Raw genomic sequence first — 17,133 nt, 5'->3', positions numbered from 1 at the left:
CTCACGACTGCTGCCCCCGGTCCATGACGCGGACCTGGACGATGGTGACCGTGAGGAGGATGAGGAACATCGCCGTCGCGACCGTGGCGCCGTAGCCGGCGCGCTGGTTGACGAAGGTCTCGCGGTACACCTGGTAGACGAGCGTCATCGTCCCGTTGCCCACGGGCCCGCCGCGGGTCATGACGTTGATGATGTCGAACACCTGCACCGAGGACAGCAGCACGGTGATGGACAGGAAGAACGTCGTGGGCCGCAGCTGGGGCAGCAGCACCCGGCGGAAGTGCGTCCACGGCGAGGCGCCGTCGATCTCGGCGGCCTCGTCGAGGTCGGCCCGCCGGGCCTGGAGGGCGGCGAGGTAGATGACGAAGCTGTAGCCGAGGGTGCGCCAGATGTAGGTGAAGGTCACCATGAACAGCGCCCAGCCGGGCCGCTGGTAGAAGTCCGGCGAGCTGAGCCCGACGCGGGCCAGGAGGTCGCGGACGAGGCCGAAGCTGGGGTCGAAGACGAACTGGAACGCGACACCGACGGCGGCCCCGGAGATGACGAACGGCGCGAAGACCACCGAGCGGACGAGGTTCCGGCCGCGCAGGCGCTGGTCCAGCAGCAGCGCCAGGGCCAGGCCGAGGGCCATCGAGATGCCGACCGTGGCGACGGTGAAGACGAGAGTGTTGAAGAGCACCGTGCGGGTGTCGGGCCGGGTGAACCACTCGACGTAGTTGGCGACACCGATGGGGTTGGCGATCGGGGCCGAGATGTTCCAGTCCGTGAAGCTCAGCCGGATGTTGTCGACGAGCGGCCGGTAGGTGAAGACGACGAGGAGGACGAGGTTCGGGGCCAGCAGCAGCGCCGCGAGGCTCCACTCCCAGGCCCGTCCGCTGGAGCGCCGGGGTGCGGGTCCGACCGGCGCCGGTGGGCCGGTGCGGGCGCCCCCGGCAGCGGCGGTGTCCGGGGTCGTCGTCGACTGCACCGGGACAACGTGGCCCCGCGGATGACGCATCGGTGGGTTTGTCGGTGAACGACTTTCGTCGTGTCGGTGAGCACTGGACGACCCCCGACCGGCGGCTGGACGTCCGCCGCACGCCGCCGGGGCACCCCCTCCACGACCCCCACCCCCGCCCCACCCCCGTGGACATTTCGGGGTGACCCCGAAATGTCACCGAGACACGGCTTGCGAACCGGGGTCCCGAGGACATTTCGGGGTCACCCCGAAATGTCCGCCGGGGGCGGGAGGGGTCAGCGGAGGGTGAGCTCGGCGGACGCGTCGTCGCCGCAAGAGCAGGGGCCGGAGGCCTTCTCGTAGTCGACCGACGACGACGCCGAGCGGCCGTCGGCGTCCAGGCCGCGGGCGGTCACCGTCGCGTCCTCGAGGGGCTCCGCGGGGCCGGGCACGCCGACGGCGAGGACGACCGCGCCGTCCGGCTCGTCGCCCTGCCGCTGCGCGGTGCACGTCGCCCCCGCGCCGGACGGGCCCGGCGTGCAGCCGAGGTCGCCCGAGGGGCCCACGAGCAGGGTCACCGTCCAGCAGCCGACGTCCCCGGCGCACACCTCGTAGCGCGAGCCGTCGACGGCCACCCGGGCGAGGTCGACGGTCACCCGCTGGTGCACCTGCTCCGGGGCGGGGCAGGGCCCGCACTGCACCGCGCCGTCACCGCACGCGGTGAGTACAAAAAGCGCCGCCGCAGCCGCCGGTCCCGGTCCCATGCCGGAACGGTAGGGCGCCCCCGCCCGAGGCGGGCGGTCCCGGACGGACCGTGACCGTCCCGACACCGAGCCCTGCCCCCGGACACGACGACGGGCCCGGGACCACCGAAGGTCCCGGGCCCGTCGTCGCGGCGACGCGGTGGTCGTCAGTTGCCGGTGAGCTTCTCCCGCAGCGCGGCGAGCGCCTCGTCCGAGGCGAGGGTGCCCTCGTTGCTCGGCGCCGCCGGCCGGACGGCCGGCGTGGAGTCGTCGGTCGAGTCCGAGGAGTAGGACGTCGTGGCGGCCTCGCCGGCGGCCTCGGCGTCGGCCTTGACGGCCGCCTCGACCTGGGCGCGGTGGGCCTCCCAGCGCGAGTGCGCCTCGGCGTACTGCTTCTCCCAGGCCTCCCGCTGCGTCTCGAAGCCATCGAGCCACTCGTTGGTCTCCGGGTCGAAGCCCTCGGGGTACTTGTAGTTCCCCTGCTCGTCGTACTCGGCGGCCATGCCGTAGAGGGTCGGGTCGAACTCGACCTGGTTGGCGCCGTCCTCGTTGGCCTGCTTGAGGCTCAGCGAGATGCGGCGACGCTCGAGGTCGATGTCGATGACCTTGACGAAGATCTCCTGGCCGACCTGGACGACCTGCTCGGGCAGCTCGACGTGGCGCTCGGCGAGCTCGGAGATGTGGACGAGGCCCTCGATGCCGTCGTCGACGCGCACGAACGCACCGAACGGGACGAGCTTGGTGACCTTGCCCGGGACGACCTGGCCGATCGCGTGGGTCCGGGCGAAGTGCTGCCAGGGGTCCTCCTGCGTGGCCTTGAGCGACAGGGAGACGCGCTCGCGGTCCATGTCGACGTCCAGGACCTCGACCGTGACCTCGTCGCCGACCTCGACGACCTCGGACGGGTGGTCGATGTGCTTCCAGGACAGCTCCGAGACGTGGACGAGACCGTCGACCCCGCCGAGGTCGACGAACGCGCCGAAGTTGACGATGGAGGACACGACACCCGTACGGACCTGGCCCTTGCCGAGCTCCTTGAGGAAGGTCGTGCGGACCTCGGACTGGGTCTGCTCCAGCCAGGCGCGGCGCGAGAGGACGACGTTGTTGCGGTTCTTGTCGAGCTCGATGATCTTCGCCTCGATCTCGCGGCCGACGTACGGCTGGAGGTCGCGGACCCGGCGCATCTCGACGAGCGAGGCCGGGAGGAAGCCCCGCAGGCCGATGTCGAGGATGAGGCCGCCCTTGACGACCTCGATGACGGTGCCGGTGACGACGCCGTCCTCCTCCTTGATCTTCTCGATCGTGCCCCACGCCCGCTCGTACTGCGCGCGCTTCTTGCTCAGGATCAGCCGACCCTCCTTGTCCTCCTTCTGGAGGACCAGGGCCTCGACCTCGTCACCGACGGCGACGACCTCGCTGGGGTCGACGTCGTGCTTGATGGACAGCTCGCGCGAGGGGATGACGCCCTCGGTCTTGTAGCCGATGTCGAGCAGGACCTCGTCCCGGTCGACCTTGACGATGCGACCTTCGACGATGTCGCCGTCGCTGAAGTGCTTGATCGTCGCGTCGATCGCGGCGAGGAGGTCTTCCTCAGAGCCGATGTCGTTGATGGCGATCTGAGGGGCGGTCGTGTCGACCGTGCTGGCAGTCATGTAGTAGGAACTCCGGTGTGGACAGGGATCGAGTGGACGTGTCGGGCGCACCCGGCCGTCACAGACGGCACACGGGCACGCCCGCAGCCTACTCGCGCCCGCGTGTTTCCGGCAAAACCGCCCTCCGGACCCCGGTGGACATTTCGGGGTCACCCCGAAATGTCCGCGGCGCAGGGGTTCGGAAGCGGGGTCTCGGTGACGAACCGGGGTGTCGGCACCGGTCGGCCGCCGGATGACCCTCGACGCCGGACGTCGACCGGCCTCGACCACCGAGACCCGTGACGCGAACCGGGCCTGGTGGGACGCCGAGGCCGAGGACTACCACCGCGAGCACGGCGACTTCCTCGGCGACGCCGGCTTCGTGTGGGGCCCCGAGGGCTGGACCGAGGACGAGCTCGGGCTGCTCGACCTCGCGCCCGGGATGACCGTGCTCGAGATCGGCGCCGGCGCCGCCCAGTGCTCCCGCCGGCTCGTCCGCGACCGTGACGACGTGCGGGTCGTCGCCAGCGACCTCTCCCGCGGGATGCTGCGGACGGCCCAGCGCCTCGACGCCGGGGCCGGGCGGCCGGTGCCGCTGCTCCAGTGCGACGGCGGCCGGCTCCCCGTCGCCGACGCCGCCGTCGACCGGGTGTTCACCGCCTACGGCGTCGTGCCCTTCGTCGCCGACAGCGCCGCGGTCCTGCGCGAGGCCGCCCGCGTGCTGCGTCCCGGCGGCCGGCTCGTGTTCTCGACTTCGCACCCGGTGCGCTGGGCCTTCCCCGACGTCCCGGGGCCCGAGGGCCTCACGGCGACCACCTCGTACTTCGACCGGACGCCCTACGTCGAGTCCTCCGGCGGGGTCGTCACCTACGTCGAGCACCACCGCACCGTCGGCGACCTCGTCCGTCAGGTCGTCGGCGCCGGGCTCGTGCTCCTCGACCTCGTCGAGCCCGAGTGGCCGGACCGCAACCCGCAGACCTGGGGCGGCTGGTCCCCGCTGCGGGGCCGGCTGCTGCCGGGCACCCTCGTCGTCGTCGCGGAGCGTCCCGGGGCACCCCGGGGCGCCTGAGGCTCAGGCCGAGCGGCCCTGGCGCATCTCGTCGAGGCTGACGGTCTTCGGCTGCGGACGGCGGCGACGGGCCGGTGCGCCCGCGGTCGAGCGCACGAGGGCCACGCCGCCGGCGAGCGCGAGGAGCGCGAGGACGAGCAGCACGAGTGGGGCGATCCGCAGGAGACCGAGCTGGGTGTTCGTCTCCTTGGCCGACGCGACGTTGGCGGCCACCGTGTCCTGGGTGAAGCCCAGCCGCATGTCCAGGGCGGTGCCGCCGTCGGGGAGGCTGCGGACCTGGTGCTCCTGCTGGTCGATGATGGCGCCGGTGGTCCGGTCCACCCAGAGGGTCTTGTCCGTGGAGTAGTTGCCCTGGATGCCCTTGGTGATCTCGGCGGGCTGGTCGTCGACCGCGACGTGGTAGCGGTAGGTGGCGACGCCGTCGACGGACTCCTCGTCCTCGAACGTGGCCTCGACCGCCCGGCCGAGCAGGCCGTCCCAGTAGGCGTAGGTGCGCTTCTCGGGGTCGAACGGCCACTTGTTGACCAGGCCCTCGTGCGGCCGGGCCAGGTCCGCCTTCGGGGCGTCGACGGCGAGGCCGGTGACCCGGTCGGTGGCGAAGCGGTCCGAGCTGAGGATGATCGTGCGCTCGTCCTTGCCGCTCAGGCAGTCCGGGACGTCGCCCGCGGGGTTGCGCAGCACGCAGGTGAAGGTGTCGAAGACGACGGTGCTGCCGTCCGAGTTCGCCGGGTCGGCGACGCTGTGGCTCGTCGCGGCCACCGGCCCCTCGGGCTCGTCGAGGTAGGTGCCCTGGCCGGCCAGCCGGGTCGTGGAGTCGACGTCGAGCGGCGTCTTCTTCAGCTGGCCGGGGACGTACAGCCACGTGAGTGCCGCGGTCACGAGCAGGAAGCCGAAGAGGCCCAGCAGGACCAGACCTGTCGCCTTGCGCATCGGGGTCTCCGCTCCCTCTCGACGGTGAAAGTCGGGTGCAGGCTACCAGCGAGTAGGCCCCGTCCGTGAGCGGATGGCGTCCGGCGCGCGGCGGGTCCCCGTCGGGGCCCGGGCGTCCGGGCCCATCGGGTACCGTCCTCGCGTGCCGACGACCTCCCGCGGCGCCGCGTGGGCGCCGACGCTGGGTCGCTCCGTGCGGCTCCTGCGGGACTTCCGGTACGAGCAGCCGGACCCCGACCGGTTCTACCGGGCGCTGGCCGAGGACAGCGTCGGCCAGGTCGGCACGTACACCGACCTCGACGGGGCGACGGTGCTCGACGTCGGGGCCGGCCCGGGCTACTTCGCCGACGCGTTCGCCGCGGCCGGTGCCCGGTACTGCGCGGTGGACGCCGACGTCGGCGAGTTGTCCGGCAAGGGCCGCTCCCCCGGCCGCAACACCGTCCTCGGCAGCGGCCTGGACCTGCCGTTCGCCGACGGCGCCCTGGACGTCGCCTACTCCTCCAACGTCCTCGAGCACGTCCCCGACCCGTGGCGGATGTGCGCCGAGATGGTGCGGGTCACCCGCCCCGGCGGCCTCGTCTTCGTGTCCTACACCGTGTGGTTCGGTCCGTGGGGCGGACACGAGACGGCCCCCTGGCACTACCTCGGCGGGGCCCGGGCCCGGCGCCGCTACGTGCGCCGCACCGGGCACGAGCCGAAGAACCGCTACGGCGAGTCCCTCTTCCCGGTGACGGTGGCGGCCGCCCGGCGCTGGGCCGCCGCCCAGGACACCGCCGACGTCGTCGCGGTGCTCCCCCGCTACCACCCCGCCTGGGCCCGCTGGGTGAGCGCCGTGCCCGTGCTCGGCGAGGTCGCGACGTGGAACCTCGCGGTCATCCTGCGGCCCCGATGAGCGACGCCCCCGAGGCGGCGGTCTGGCGATGGCGGCACCTGGCCGTCTGCGCCGCCCTCGTGGCGCTGGCCGTCGTCCAGGACCCGGGCCGGGTCGTCCCCGACACCAAGCTCGACCTGTCGGTCGACCCCGCGGCCTTCCTCGGCCGGGCGACCTCGGTGTGGGACGAGACCGGCTTCGCGGGGCAGCTGCAGAACCAGGCCTACGGCTACCTCGAGCCGATGGGGGCGTTCTTCGTCATCGGCCACGCGGTGGCGCAGCCCTGGCTGGTCCAACGGCTCTGGTGGGGACTCGTCCTCGTCGTCGCCTTCCTCGGCGCCCGCCGGCTCGCCGCCGAGCTCGGGGTCGGCACCCCGGCCACCCGCGTCGTCGCCGGTCTCGCCTTCGCCCTCACCCCGCACGTGCTCTCCGTGCTCGGACCCGTCTCGGCCGAGGCGTGGCCGACGGCCCTCGCCCCGTGGGTGGTCGTGCCGCTGGTCGCGGTCGCCCGCGGCCGGCGGGGGCCGTGGGCGGGCGGGGTGACGGCGGCCGCCCCCGTCGTCCTCATGGGCGGGGTCAACGCGGCGCTCGACCTCGCGGCCGTGGTCCCGGCCGCGGTGTTCCTCGCCGCCCAGGGACTGTCGCCGCGGGTGCGGCGCACCTGGCTCGCCTGGGTCGGGGCGACCGCCCTGGGCACGCTGTGGTGGGTCGTCCCGCTGCTCGTGCTCGGCCGGTACAGCCCCCCGTTCCTCGACTACATCGAGTCGGCATCGACGACGACCCTCGTCACCTCGCTCGCCGACTCGCTGCGCGGGGCGAGCCACTGGGTCGCCTACCTCTCCCCCGGCATCGGCGGGACCTGGCGTCTCGGCCGCGACCTCGTGCTCTCCCCCCCGCTCGTCCTCTACTCGATGCTCGTCGCCGCCGCCGGCGGGGCCGGGCTGGCCGTGCGCGGGCTCCGGGAGCGGGGCTGGCTCCTCGCCTGCCTCGCCGTCTCCCTCGCCGTCCTCGTCGGTGGGCACGCCGCGACCTTCGGCTCACCGGTCGACGGGACGGTCCGGTCGCTGCTCGACGGCGCGCTCGCCCCGCTGCGCAACGTCCACAAGTTCGACGTCGGCGTGCGCATCCCCGTGGTGCTCGGGCTCGCGCACCTGCTCGCGTCCGTCCCGGACCTCGTGCGGGGGCTGCCGGCCCGGCGAGCCCTCGTGGCGGGCGTCGTCGGCACCGCCGTCATCGCCGTCGGCGGCAGCGCCCTGCCCGCGCTGTCCGGCCGGGTGGCGCCGGTCGGCTCGTTCACCGCGCTGCCCGGGTACTGGCAGGAGGCCGCCACCTGGCTGGAGCAGCACCCCCGGGGTCGCACGCTGCTCGCGCCGGAGTCGCGCTTCGCGTCCTACGGCTGGGGACTCCCCGCGGACGAGCCGCTGCAGGCCCTGACCACCGCGCCCTGGGAGGTCCACAACGCGGTCCCGCTGACCCCGCCGGGACACATCCGCCTCCTCGACGGCGTCGACCGGGCCCTCGCGTCGGGCCGCGCGGTCCCCGGCCTGGCCACCACGCTCTCCCGCGCGGGGATCGGCTACGTCCTCGTCCGGGGCGACCTCGACGTCGCCCGCGCCGGGGCGCCGCGGCTCGAGCTCGTCCGGGCGACGCTCGCGGCGTCCGGCGGCCTCACGCCGGTGGCGGGGTTCGGCCCGCGGATCGGGGGGACCGACCCCGCACTCGGGGCGTCGCTCCGCGGCCCCGACGTCCAGGACGCCCCGGTCCTCCAGGTCTGGGCCGTGACCCCCGCACCGGTGGCGGCGGACCTGACCGACACCGCCGACGTCGTCGAGGTGGCGGGCGGGCCGGAGGGCCTCATCGCGGTGTCCGCGGCGGGGCTGCTGCCCGCGACGACGGCCGCCGTCCTCGCCGTCGACCGCACGGGCCCGGCGCCCCGCCGGCTCGTCCTCACCGACTCACTGACCCGGCGGGAGGTCGACGTCGGACGGTCCGACGCCGAGACCTCCGACGTCCTGGAGGCCGGGGACGACGGCGTCCAGGAGCGCCCCGGCCGCGAGTACGCGCTCACCGACGACCCCGCGCAGGAGACGACGGCCACCTGGCTCGGCGCCCGCGCGGTCACGGCCACCTCCAGCGCCGCCTCGGTCGGCAACCCCGGTGGGGCGCGGCCCTGGGAGAGCCCGGCCCAGGCGTTCGACGGGGACGACGCGACCGCGTGGTGGCCCGCACCCGGCGACGACGACCCGGGCCTCACGATCCGGTGGGTCGCGCCCGTGACACCGGGAGAGGTCGTCGTCCGGCTGGACCCCGGGGACGCGGGTGACCTCCCCGCCCGGGTGCGGGTCGTCACCGACGACGCCGTCGCCGACGCACCGGTGACCGGCCGCGTGGCCCGGGTGCGCCTCGCCGGGCCCGTGACGACGCTGGGCGTGGAGACGGCGCCCGGCGGCTCCGGACCCCGCGTCGGCGTCGCCGAGGTCGAGGTCGGCGGGGCACCCGTGCGGGCCGCCCGCCGGACCCCGGCGCTGGACCTCGTGAACCGGGAGGCCGCGGTCGTCCTGCAGACCGACCCCGGGCGCACCGACGGGTGCGTCGGCCGGGCGGCGGCGCCGTTCTGCTCGTCCCTGCTCGTCGGCCACGGGGAGGAGGACGCCGGGATCGTCCGGGTCCTCCCCGTCGAGGGTCGTGACGACTTCGAGGTCGCCGCCACCGCACGGTCGGTCGGTGGACCGGCCCTGGACGGGCTGGCCCAGCGAGCCGCCGGCCTCGCCCTGCGCGCCCGGGCCACGAGCTCCGCCGTCTCCGCCCTCGGGGGGTCGGCCTTCGCGGCCGTCGACGGGAACCCGGACACGGTGTGGAGCCCCGCGGCGGACGACCCCGCGCCGGCGCTGCGCCTGTCGTGGGACGAGCCGGTCCGGGTGCGGACCCTCCTTCTGGTCCCACCCGCCGAGGACCGTGCCGCGACGCCCCGCACGATCCGGGTGACGATCGACGGGACGGACCTCGTGCGGGCCGTGGACCCCGACGGCACCGTCACCGTGCCCGCGACGCCGGCCCGCTCGCTCGAGGTCGGGCTGCTCGACGAGCCGGTCCGCGGTGCGTTCGACCCCGTCACCGGCCTCCAGCAGCGGCTACCGGTGGGAGTCGCGGACGTCGAGGTCGCCGGGGTCCCGGTGTCGGTGGCCGACCTCGCCACCCGCGTCGACCTGCCGTGCGGAGCCGGGCCCCGGCTCCAGGTCGGCGCGCGGACCCTGCGGACCGGCGCGACGGTGCGTCTCGCCGACCTCGCCACCTCCGCGCCGTTCGACCTGCGGGTGTGCGACGCCGGCCCCGTCACGCTCGCCGACGGCGACCACGTCGTCGCGGTGCCGGCGACGGACGCCGTGGCGCCCGACCGGGTCGTGCTCACCGGCTCGCGCTGGTCGGGCCCGGCGGCCGGCACCGCCGTGACCCTGGCCCCGGGCCGAGCGGAGGCGGACTTCAGCGGGCTGCCCGGCACCGCGGGCGTCCTGGCCCGCACGGTCAACGTCAACCCGGGGTGGCGGGCCCGTGACCCGGACGTCCCCGCGGTCGTCGTCGACGGCTGGCGTCAGGCCTACGCCGTCCCGGAGGGCACGACCTCCGTGCGGACGACCTTCCCCGCGGACCGGACCTACCGCAGCGCCCTGGTCGCCGGGCTCGTGCCGGCCGCCCTCGTCGTCCTCGCCGCACTCGTGCTCGCGGCCCGACGCCCGCAGCGGGACGCCGCGGCGGTGCGGACGCCCCGGCCGCCGGTGGCCCTCCGCCTGGCGGGCGCCGGTCTGCTGCTGGCGGTCACGGGTGGTCTCGCCGGCGTCGTGCTCGGGGTCGTGGCCGCGGCGGCGCTGGGCCGGACGCGCGAGCGCCGCGCCGCCGTCGTGCGCCCGCTCGTCGTCGCCGGGAGCTGGACGGTGGCGGGCGTGCTCATGGCCGCCGGGGTGTGGGGGACGTCGACGCACGCGACGCTGGCGCCGGTGGTGCAGCTGCTGACCCTGGCCGGGCTGGCCGCCCTCGTCGTCCCGCGCCCGGCGGGCCGCCCCGCCCGGTCAGCCGTGACAGGAGCCCGTGCAGCCCCGCCGCGAGAAGCAGGCTGACGCCGAGGGTCACGAGGAACACCGTGACGGTGTCGCCCGTGAAGGTCGGGTTCCCGAGGCCGTCCATGACGAACTCGATGACGACCAGGTGCACGAGGAAGAGCTCGTAGGACACCCGGCCGAGCCACAGCAGCGGCGGCCACCGCAGCCAGCCGAGGAGCGCCGAGCCCGACCCCACGACGAGCGGTGCGAGCAGCGCGGCCCCGAAGGCCGCGTAGAGCAGCGACTTCGCGACGGCCGCGCCCGCCGTCGACGGCACGAGGGTGGCCGGGCCGGCGAGCGGGGTCGAGGCCACCGCGAAGACGGCGAGGGCGAGGACCCAGAGCGACCCGGGGGTGGCCGCCACGCCGTCGCCCCGGCGGGTACGACCGCTCTCCCGCCCGACCGCGAGCACGGCCAGCGCCATCCCGACGACGAACCACAGCAGGTGGCCGGGCAGCCAGTACTGCGTGTCCGGTGGCGCCGCCGACCAGGCGGACCGCACGAGCCACCACCACAGCGGGGTGACCGCCCCGAGGACGGCGAGGAGGGCCAGCCGCCGTCGCGGGCCCGCCAGGCGGACCAGCAGCACGGCCACCCCCGGCAGGAGGACGTAGAAGGACACCTCGACCGCGAGGCTCCACATCTGGGTGAGGCCGAGGTGCTGCTCGGCCCCCGGGTAGACCTGGGTCAGGGTGAGCGAGCGCAGCAGCTGGCCCGCCCCGGTGCCGGTGGGCGAGTCGACGAGGAGGTAGGCGGCCAGGACGGTGACCACGTAGCCGGGGACGATGCGCAGCACGCGGTCGCGGGCGTACCGGGAGAGCCGTGGGGGCTCCCCCGCCCCGGCGGCGGACGCGAGCCACGGCCGGACCAGGAGGAAGCCCGAGAGGGCGAAGAAGACCGAGACGCCGATGTCGAGCCGGGCGAGCACCAGCCCCGCCGTCGTCTCCTGGTACCGCCCGGTCCAGTAGGCCGCGTGGGTCCCCACGACGGCCAGGGCCGCGAGCCCGCGCACCGCGGTCAGCTCCGGGTAACGGCCGGTGCCGGGACGGAGGGTCATCGGCTCACCAGGTCACCGGCTGGGGCAGGCCGACCACGCCGCCGGTGACGCACAGGCCGCTGCCGGGGCTCGCCGAGAGGTCGACCCAGCGGATCTCGTCCTCGACCATCACCCACACCCGGCTCTGGTCGGCCGCGACGGGCACCTCGACCCGGCCGCCGTTCGGCGTGCCGAGGGTGAGTGTCCCGTCGCGGTCGGCGGAGAGGTCCAGCTGGACGACCCAGGCCCAGGAGAAGGCGGTGGAGACCGCCTCGACCCGGACCGGCCGCGGTCCGTCCGGGCACACCCGGCCGCCGTCGACGGCCAGCGAGATGCCGGACACCTCCGAGCGGCGAAGCCGCCCGTCGGCGGCGAAGTCGCGCAGGTCCGCCGTGCTGCCGCCGGTGGTCAGCGGGGTGACGGTGGCGCCGGTGGGCGGCAGCAGCCGGGAGGGCAGCGTCGCCGGCCACAGCAGCCTCCAGATGACCCGGTCGGGCACCGGCCCGTCGTAGACCCGGGCCGTCTCCGGGATGTCCCGCGCCGACGGCACCGCCGCGGCGAAGTACGCGCGGCCGGGGTTGGCGGCCCACCGGTCGCGGAAGCCCGAGGCCGACACGAGCGCCCCGAGGCCGAGGAGGACGACGGCCGTCCCCGCGACGGTCCGCAGGACGTCGGGGGTGAGCGTCCACACGCCGAGGACCGTGGGGCCCCGGTCCCGGTGGGCGGGTGGGGTCCTCCCCCGGACGGGCAGGAAGGCCAGGCCCACGCACAGCGCGAGGACGAGCGAGAGGTCGGTGAAGTAGCGGTACTCCAGCAGCACCGGGTCCGCACCGACCCGGGGGACCCGGGTGAGGACGACGAGGGCGACGTCGACGACGACCACCACGACCGCGAGTCCCCAGGCGCGGACCGGCCGGGCCCCGACCCGCAGCGACAGCACGACGACGAGACCGACCGCCACCGCCGCGACGAGCTCCATGAGCCCGGTGGGGTCGGCGAGGGAGTCCGCGACGCCCAGCGGCTGCCAGCGCCACGGTCCGCCGAGGAGGCCGGGCAGGACCGTGCGGCGCAGGGCGAGGCCGACGCCGCCGACCACCTGCCCGAGCGAGGCCCCCTCCCCGACCTGGTCCGGGACGCGCGAGACGTACACGGCGACGTAGGCCGCGCCGAGGACGAGGTAGGCGGCCCAGGTGACCCACGAGCGGCGCAGCGCGGTCACGAGCGCGCGCAGCGGTGGGCCGTCGGTGAGGAACAGCCAGGTGACCGCGGCCACGAGCGGCATGGCGAGGGCGGTCTTCTCGGAGAAGGCCAGCCCGGCGGCGACGGCCGCGGCCGAGGCCAGCCCCCAGCGGTGGTGGCCGGTCCGGACGCACCGCACCTGGGCGAGCAGGGCGAGGGCCGTGAACAGCACCTGCGGCAGCTGGTTGAGCGCCGCCGCCCACCACGTGCTGCCGGGCAGGCTCAGGGTCGACAGGGCGTAGACGGCGACCGGCAGGAGGACCGCCTCGGAGCGACCGAACAGCGAGCGGAACAGGGCGACGACGGCGACCCCGGTGAGGGCCAGGACGGCGAGCATCGAGGTGACGACGAGCCCGTGGCCCAGGGGGTCGAGGGCGGTGGCCAGCCACACCCAGAGCATCGCCCCCGGCATGAGGTGGCCGTTGTAGGGCGTGAACAGCAGGTCGGGGTCCCCCGGGGACATCGACGCCGCCCGGGTGTAGAAGACGTAGTCGTCGAGGCTGAACCAGCCGGCGTAGCCGACCCAGGCGCGCAGGGCGACGCCGGCCGCGACGAGGCCCACCGCGGCCAGCAGCACCCGGCGCTCACGGCGTGGCGCGTCGTCCGTGGGAGGCGCCGCGGGTCGCTCGGCGACGTCGGTGCCGCTCACGCCGGACGCACCGCGAACCACCGGTCGTACACCCAGTGCCCGCCGTAGGTCGGGTCCGGGACCCGGTCGCGCACGGCGAGGCCGGCGCCGGCCAGGACCGCCTCGACGCGGGCGGGCGGGAAGGCGTGCATCCGCATGGGCGCCGGGTAGCGCAGCAGCACCCGCTGGCCGAAGCGGATGAGCGGCCACGGGGCGTACCGGAAGACCAGGCCCTTGAAGGAGGGCAGGACCCGGGTCGTCGTCTGCACGACGAGGGCGCCGCCGGGCCGGACGACCCGGGCCAGCTCGGCGAGCATCGGCCAGGCCAGCGCCGGCGGCAGGTGCTGGAGGACGAGGCTGGAGTACACGAGGTCGAAGGAGCCGTCGGGGAAGCGCGAGAGGTCCTCGCGGTCGGAGAGGACGAACTCGCAGCGGCCGGTGGGGTCCAGGGCCCGCGCCCGCGCGAGCATGCCGGGCGAGACGTCGAGCCCGACGACCCGCCCGAAGGTGCCGGCCAGCGCCACCGCGGTCCGTCCGGCCCCGCAGCCGAAGTCCAGGGCGACGTCCCCGGCGGGCTCGTGGCCCAGGGAGCGCAGGTGGTCCAGGGCGGCGGCGACCTCGGCCCGGCCCGTGGCGAGGAACTCCTCGGCGTCCCAGCCGCCGTCCTTGGTGCCCGGGCGCATGAGGACGGCCCACAGCGGGTCGCGCTCGCCGAGCAGCGCCCAGTCCGCCCGGGCCTCGGCGGCGGCGTCGCGGTGCCCACCAGCGCGCATGCGTCCTGCCTCCACGTCCCGGCCGCCGGCATCCCGCCGCGGCGCTCACCGGACCCTACTCGGCGGTACCATAGCGCGGCCCGTGCCCCTCCACGCCCAGGTCGCCGATGCCCTCCGCCCCGCCCCAGGACCGCCCCCTGCGCGTCCTCTTCCTCAACTGGCGCGACAGCGAGCACCCCGAGGGCGGCGGCTCGGAGGTGTACGCGGAGCAGGTCTGCGACGGCCTGGCCGCGCGCGGGTACTCGGTGACGCTGCTCACCGCCCGGGTCCCCGGCCGGCCGACGTCCCTCGTCCGGCCGAGCGGCGTCCGCCACCACCGCGCCGGCGGGCGGTTCTCCGTGTACCCGGCCGCGGCCTGGGCGGTGCTGCGGCGCCGGGTCGAGCCGCCGGACCTCGTCGTCGAGACCCAGAACGGCGTGCCGTACCTCGCGGCCCTGTGGCGGCGGCGGGCCACCCACGTCGTCCTCGTCCACCACGTCCACCGCGAGCAGTGGGGCGTCGTCTTCGGGCCGGTGCTCGCACGGGTCGGGTGGTTCGTGGAGTCGGTGCTCGCGCCCCGCGTCAACCGGCGCCGCCCGTACGTCGCCGTGTCCGACGTGACCCGCGACGAGCTCGTGGCGCTCGGGGTGGCCCCGGAGCGGGTGCGGGTGGTCCACAACGGCGCCATCCCGCCCCCGCCGCACGACGTCGAGCGCTCCCCCACCCCGCTGCTGCTCGTCCTCGGACGGCTCGTGCCGCACAAGCGCGTCGAGATCGCCCTCGAGGTCCTCGCCCGGCTGGCCCCGGACCACCCCGACCTGCGCCTCGTCGTCGCCGGCCGCGGCTGGTGGGCCGACCACGTGGCCGCGCGGGTCGCCGAGCTCGGGCTCGAGGAGCGGGTCGAGCTCGCCGGGTTCGTCACCGACGCCGAACGGCACCGGCTCTACGCCCGGGCCTGGGCCTCCCTCGTGCCGTCGGTCAAGGAGGGCTGGGGGCTCGTCGTCGTCGAGGCCGGGATGCACGGGACGCCCAGCGTCGCGTTCCACGGCTCCGGCGGCACGGAGGACTCGATCGTCGACGGCGTCACGGGGCTGCTGGCCCGCGCCGACGACGTCGAGGACTTCACCGAGGCGGTGCGCGGCCTCGTCGAGGACCCGCAGCGGCGGGACGCCCTCGGGGCGGCGGCGGAGCGGTTCGCCGCGGGGTTCACCTGGGACGCGGCGATCATCGCGTGGGACGAGGTGCTACGGGCGACGGTCGCGCAGCGGCACCCGGCGCGACGGCCGCGGCTCGGGCCGGGGCGGCCGGAGCCGGCTCAGCGCTGGTCGCCGTAGACGTACATCGGAGCCGGGTCGCTGACCGGGTCCGGAGTCGCCGCGGAGACGATGCCGAGGCTCGCCAGGACGGCGAGCACACCACCGACGACGGCGGTGATGACCGACTCCTTCATGGGGTGGTCCTCCTGACACGGGGCTCCGGACGGGATGATGCTACTGCATGGTAGGTCGGCGTCGGCGCAGGCCGGCGGAGCCCGCTCCGGCCAGCGCGAACACCGCGAGGACGAGGGCCACGGCGTCGGCGGCGAGGACCGGACCGGCCGGCGGGTCGTCCCGCCCCGGCCCGGCGCCGGGGGCCGGGTCCAGCCGGGCCAGGACGACGCCGTCGCCGAGGTCCACGGGTGCCGGCAGCCAGGCGGGCGGCGGTCCGTCGTCGACGAGCACCCAGCCCACGCCGGCCGCCTCGAGGGCGGCCCGGGGGTCCGGGGCGGCCAGGGCCCGTCCCAGCGCCGCGGCGAGGGGGTCCTCGCCCGGGACGACCACCGTGCCGTCGGGCCGCGCCACCCGCAGGTCCGAGCCGCCGACGACCCGGGCGTCGAGCAGCCGCGACCACGGCGTGAGGCTCACCCGCCCGTCGTTCCAGGGGTACGCACGGACCGGGGTGAAGGGCAGGACGAGCACCGTGCGGGGCGACGGGGACGCCGCGACGCGGGCCGCGACGTCGGCGGCCGCCGCCGGCAGGTCGGTGGGGCCCAGCCGGCCCCCCACGCCCCAGGCGGCTCCGGGCAGGGCCGCGACCGGCAGCAGGGCCACGAGGGTGGCGGCCGCCACCGGCAGGCCGTGCCGCAGCCCGCCGCGGACCGCGCGGCCGAGCCCGACGGCGAGGACGAGCACCCAGGGCCCCAGCGAGCGGGTGCCGTCGCGGAGCAGCCCGGCCCCGGGGAGGGTGGCGAGCGCCGGCCCCAGGAAAGTGCCGACGGCGACGAGCGCCAGGGCACCGGCCCCGGCGACGAGCACCACCCGCTCCGCCGGACCGGGCCGGCCCCCGAGCAGCCAGCCCGCGGCGGCGACCGCGAGGACGACGAGGGCCAGCGCCGCACCGAGCGCCGTGTCGCGCCCCGCCGGCACGACCGCGGCGTTCCAGACCCCTCCCCCGGTGAGGACGGACAGCAGCGGGCCGGCGGGCAGGTCCGCCCGCGGGCCGAAGACCTCGAAGCCGAGGGCGTCCGAGCGCGGCGGCACCGGCCGGACCAGGCTCGGGACCAGCCACGGCAGCGCCCCGGCGACGGCGGCGGCGACCGGCGCCCACCAGCCGGCGGGCAGCGGACGCCCCCGGTGCGGCGGGACCGCGACGAGGGCGGCAACCAGCCCGAGGACGACGAGGAGCCAGGCCACCGCACCGCCGAGCGAGCCGGCGAGGACGGCGACGACGACGGGCCGGGCCGGCCCCTCCCCGCGCAGGTGCGCGACGGCGGCGGCGAGCACCCACGGCAGCGCGGCGTACCCGAGCAGCAGCGCCCAGTGCCCCAGGGCGAGCCGCTCGGCGACGTACGGGTTCCACAGGGCGGCGACGGCGGCGGCGCACCGGGCCGGCTGTCGCGGCCCGACGAGGCGCGAGGCGCCCCATCCGGCGAGGAGCAGCGCCCCGAGGAGGAGGACGACCGACGCCGCCCGGGCACCGAGGGCCGTCGCCAGCAGCGCCGCCACGAGGTCGCTCGGGACCCCGCGCGGGGTCTCCTGGCCGAGCCCGAGCAGGCGGGGGGTGAAGGCCGGGTCCGGGACGAGCACGAGGTCGCGCACGAGGGTGGTCCCCGCGAGGCCCGGTCCGAGGAGGGCGAGCGCCGCGAGGAGGCTCGCCAGCAGGGCCGGCGCCTCGCTCCGGGGACCGGTCCGCCACCGGTCCGCGCTCATGGGTCGGCACGGTAG

The 17,133-nt window shown here is 76.1% G+C and carries 12 protein-coding genes and 1 pseudogene; 4 read left to right on the top strand and 9 right to left on the bottom strand.

Annotated elements, in window-relative coordinates:
* Position 1: 1 nt before the first annotated feature.
* From EPD83_RS04140 to rpsA, 3 genes are all read right to left on the bottom strand, one after another.
* On the bottom strand, positions 2–967 hold the full coding sequence (locus EPD83_RS04140) for a carbohydrate ABC transporter permease (protein ID WP_235950334.1): 966 nt from the start codon (positions 965–967) through the stop codon (positions 2–4).
* 266 nt (positions 968–1,233) lie between these two features.
* Complete coding sequence (locus tag EPD83_RS04135) at positions 1,234–1,701, bottom strand: hypothetical protein (protein WP_128367356.1); 468 nt, start codon at positions 1,699–1,701, stop codon at positions 1,234–1,236.
* Positions 1,702–1,847: 146 nt separating this feature from the next.
* On the bottom strand, positions 1,848–3,332 hold the full coding sequence (rpsA, locus tag EPD83_RS04130) for a 30S ribosomal protein S1 (RefSeq protein ID WP_165566246.1): 1,485 nt from the start codon (positions 3,330–3,332) through the stop codon (positions 1,848–1,850).
* Between the two features lie 232 nt (positions 3,333–3,564).
* Here rpsA and EPD83_RS04125 point away from each other — a divergent pair, with 232 nt between their 5' ends.
* Complete coding sequence (locus EPD83_RS04125; protein WP_165566250.1) at positions 3,565–4,380, top strand: class I SAM-dependent methyltransferase; 816 nt, start codon at positions 3,565–3,567, stop codon at positions 4,378–4,380.
* A 3-nt stretch (positions 4,381–4,383) separates the two neighbouring features.
* On the opposite strand, the gene EPD83_RS04120 is transcribed toward EPD83_RS04125, so the two are convergent.
* Positions 4,384–5,310, bottom strand: coding sequence for a DUF3068 domain-containing protein (locus EPD83_RS04120; RefSeq protein WP_165566245.1), 927 nt, complete (start codon positions 5,308–5,310; stop codon positions 4,384–4,386).
* 142 nt (positions 5,311–5,452) lie between these two features.
* Between EPD83_RS04120 and EPD83_RS04115 the strand changes: the two genes are divergently transcribed.
* Both EPD83_RS04115 and EPD83_RS21120 read left to right on the top strand, forming a co-directional pair.
* Positions 5,453–6,202, top strand: coding sequence for a class I SAM-dependent methyltransferase (locus EPD83_RS04115; protein ID WP_235950333.1), 750 nt, complete (start codon positions 5,453–5,455; stop codon positions 6,200–6,202).
* Positions 6,199–9,336 (top strand): annotated as a pseudogene (locus EPD83_RS21120) (alpha-(1->3)-arabinofuranosyltransferase domain-containing protein); the annotation flags it as partial. The gene EPD83_RS04115 and the pseudogene EPD83_RS21120, both read left to right, overlap by 4 nt.
* A gap of 787 nt (positions 9,337–10,123) precedes the next feature.
* Here the strand turns inward: EPD83_RS21120 and EPD83_RS20540 are convergent.
* Genes EPD83_RS20540 through EPD83_RS04100 form a run of 3 tightly spaced genes read right to left on the bottom strand, consistent with a single transcriptional unit; the run spans position 10,124 to position 13,951 of the window.
* Positions 10,124–11,332: an acyltransferase family protein gene (locus tag EPD83_RS20540; protein ID WP_235950332.1), complete on the bottom strand. Its 1,209-nt coding sequence runs from the start codon at positions 11,330–11,332 to the stop codon at positions 10,124–10,126.
* A gap of 4 nt (positions 11,333–11,336) precedes the next feature.
* A complete protein-coding gene (locus EPD83_RS04105; RefSeq protein ID WP_165566243.1) occupies positions 11,337–13,199 on the bottom strand; it encodes a hypothetical protein in 1,863 nt (620 codons plus the stop codon).
* Positions 13,196–13,951 carry a class I SAM-dependent methyltransferase gene (locus EPD83_RS04100; RefSeq protein WP_128366975.1) on the bottom strand — a complete coding sequence of 252 codons (756 nt, stop codon included), beginning with the start codon at positions 13,949–13,951 and terminating at the stop codon, positions 13,196–13,198. The genes EPD83_RS04105 and EPD83_RS04100 overlap by 4 nt, the downstream gene beginning before the upstream one ends.
* Positions 13,952–14,058: 107 nt before the next feature.
* On the opposite strand from EPD83_RS04100, the gene EPD83_RS04095 reads away from it, so the two are divergent.
* Positions 14,059–15,264: a glycosyltransferase family 4 protein gene (locus tag EPD83_RS04095; protein ID WP_128366976.1), complete on the top strand. Its 1,206-nt coding sequence runs from the start codon at positions 14,059–14,061 to the stop codon at positions 15,262–15,264.
* On the opposite strand, the gene EPD83_RS20845 is transcribed toward EPD83_RS04095, so the two are convergent.
* Both EPD83_RS20845 and EPD83_RS04090 read right to left on the bottom strand, forming a co-directional pair.
* Complete coding sequence (locus tag EPD83_RS20845; protein WP_268951190.1) at positions 15,246–15,380, bottom strand: hypothetical protein; 135 nt, start codon at positions 15,378–15,380, stop codon at positions 15,246–15,248. The genes EPD83_RS04095 and EPD83_RS20845 overlap by 19 nt on opposite strands.
* 40 nt (positions 15,381–15,420) lie before the next feature.
* Positions 15,421–17,118, bottom strand: coding sequence for a hypothetical protein (locus EPD83_RS04090; RefSeq protein ID WP_128366977.1), 1,698 nt, complete (start codon positions 17,116–17,118; stop codon positions 15,421–15,423).
* Positions 17,119–17,133 lie beyond the last annotated feature (15 nt).

It is taken from the genome of Phycicoccus flavus, from assembly GCF_004025965.2.
Classification (GTDB): domain Bacteria; phylum Actinomycetota; class Actinomycetes; order Actinomycetales; family Dermatophilaceae; genus Phycicoccus; species Phycicoccus flavus.
The sequence above is the reverse complement of the archived record's forward strand: the minus strand, read 5'-3'. Positions and strand labels throughout refer to the sequence as shown.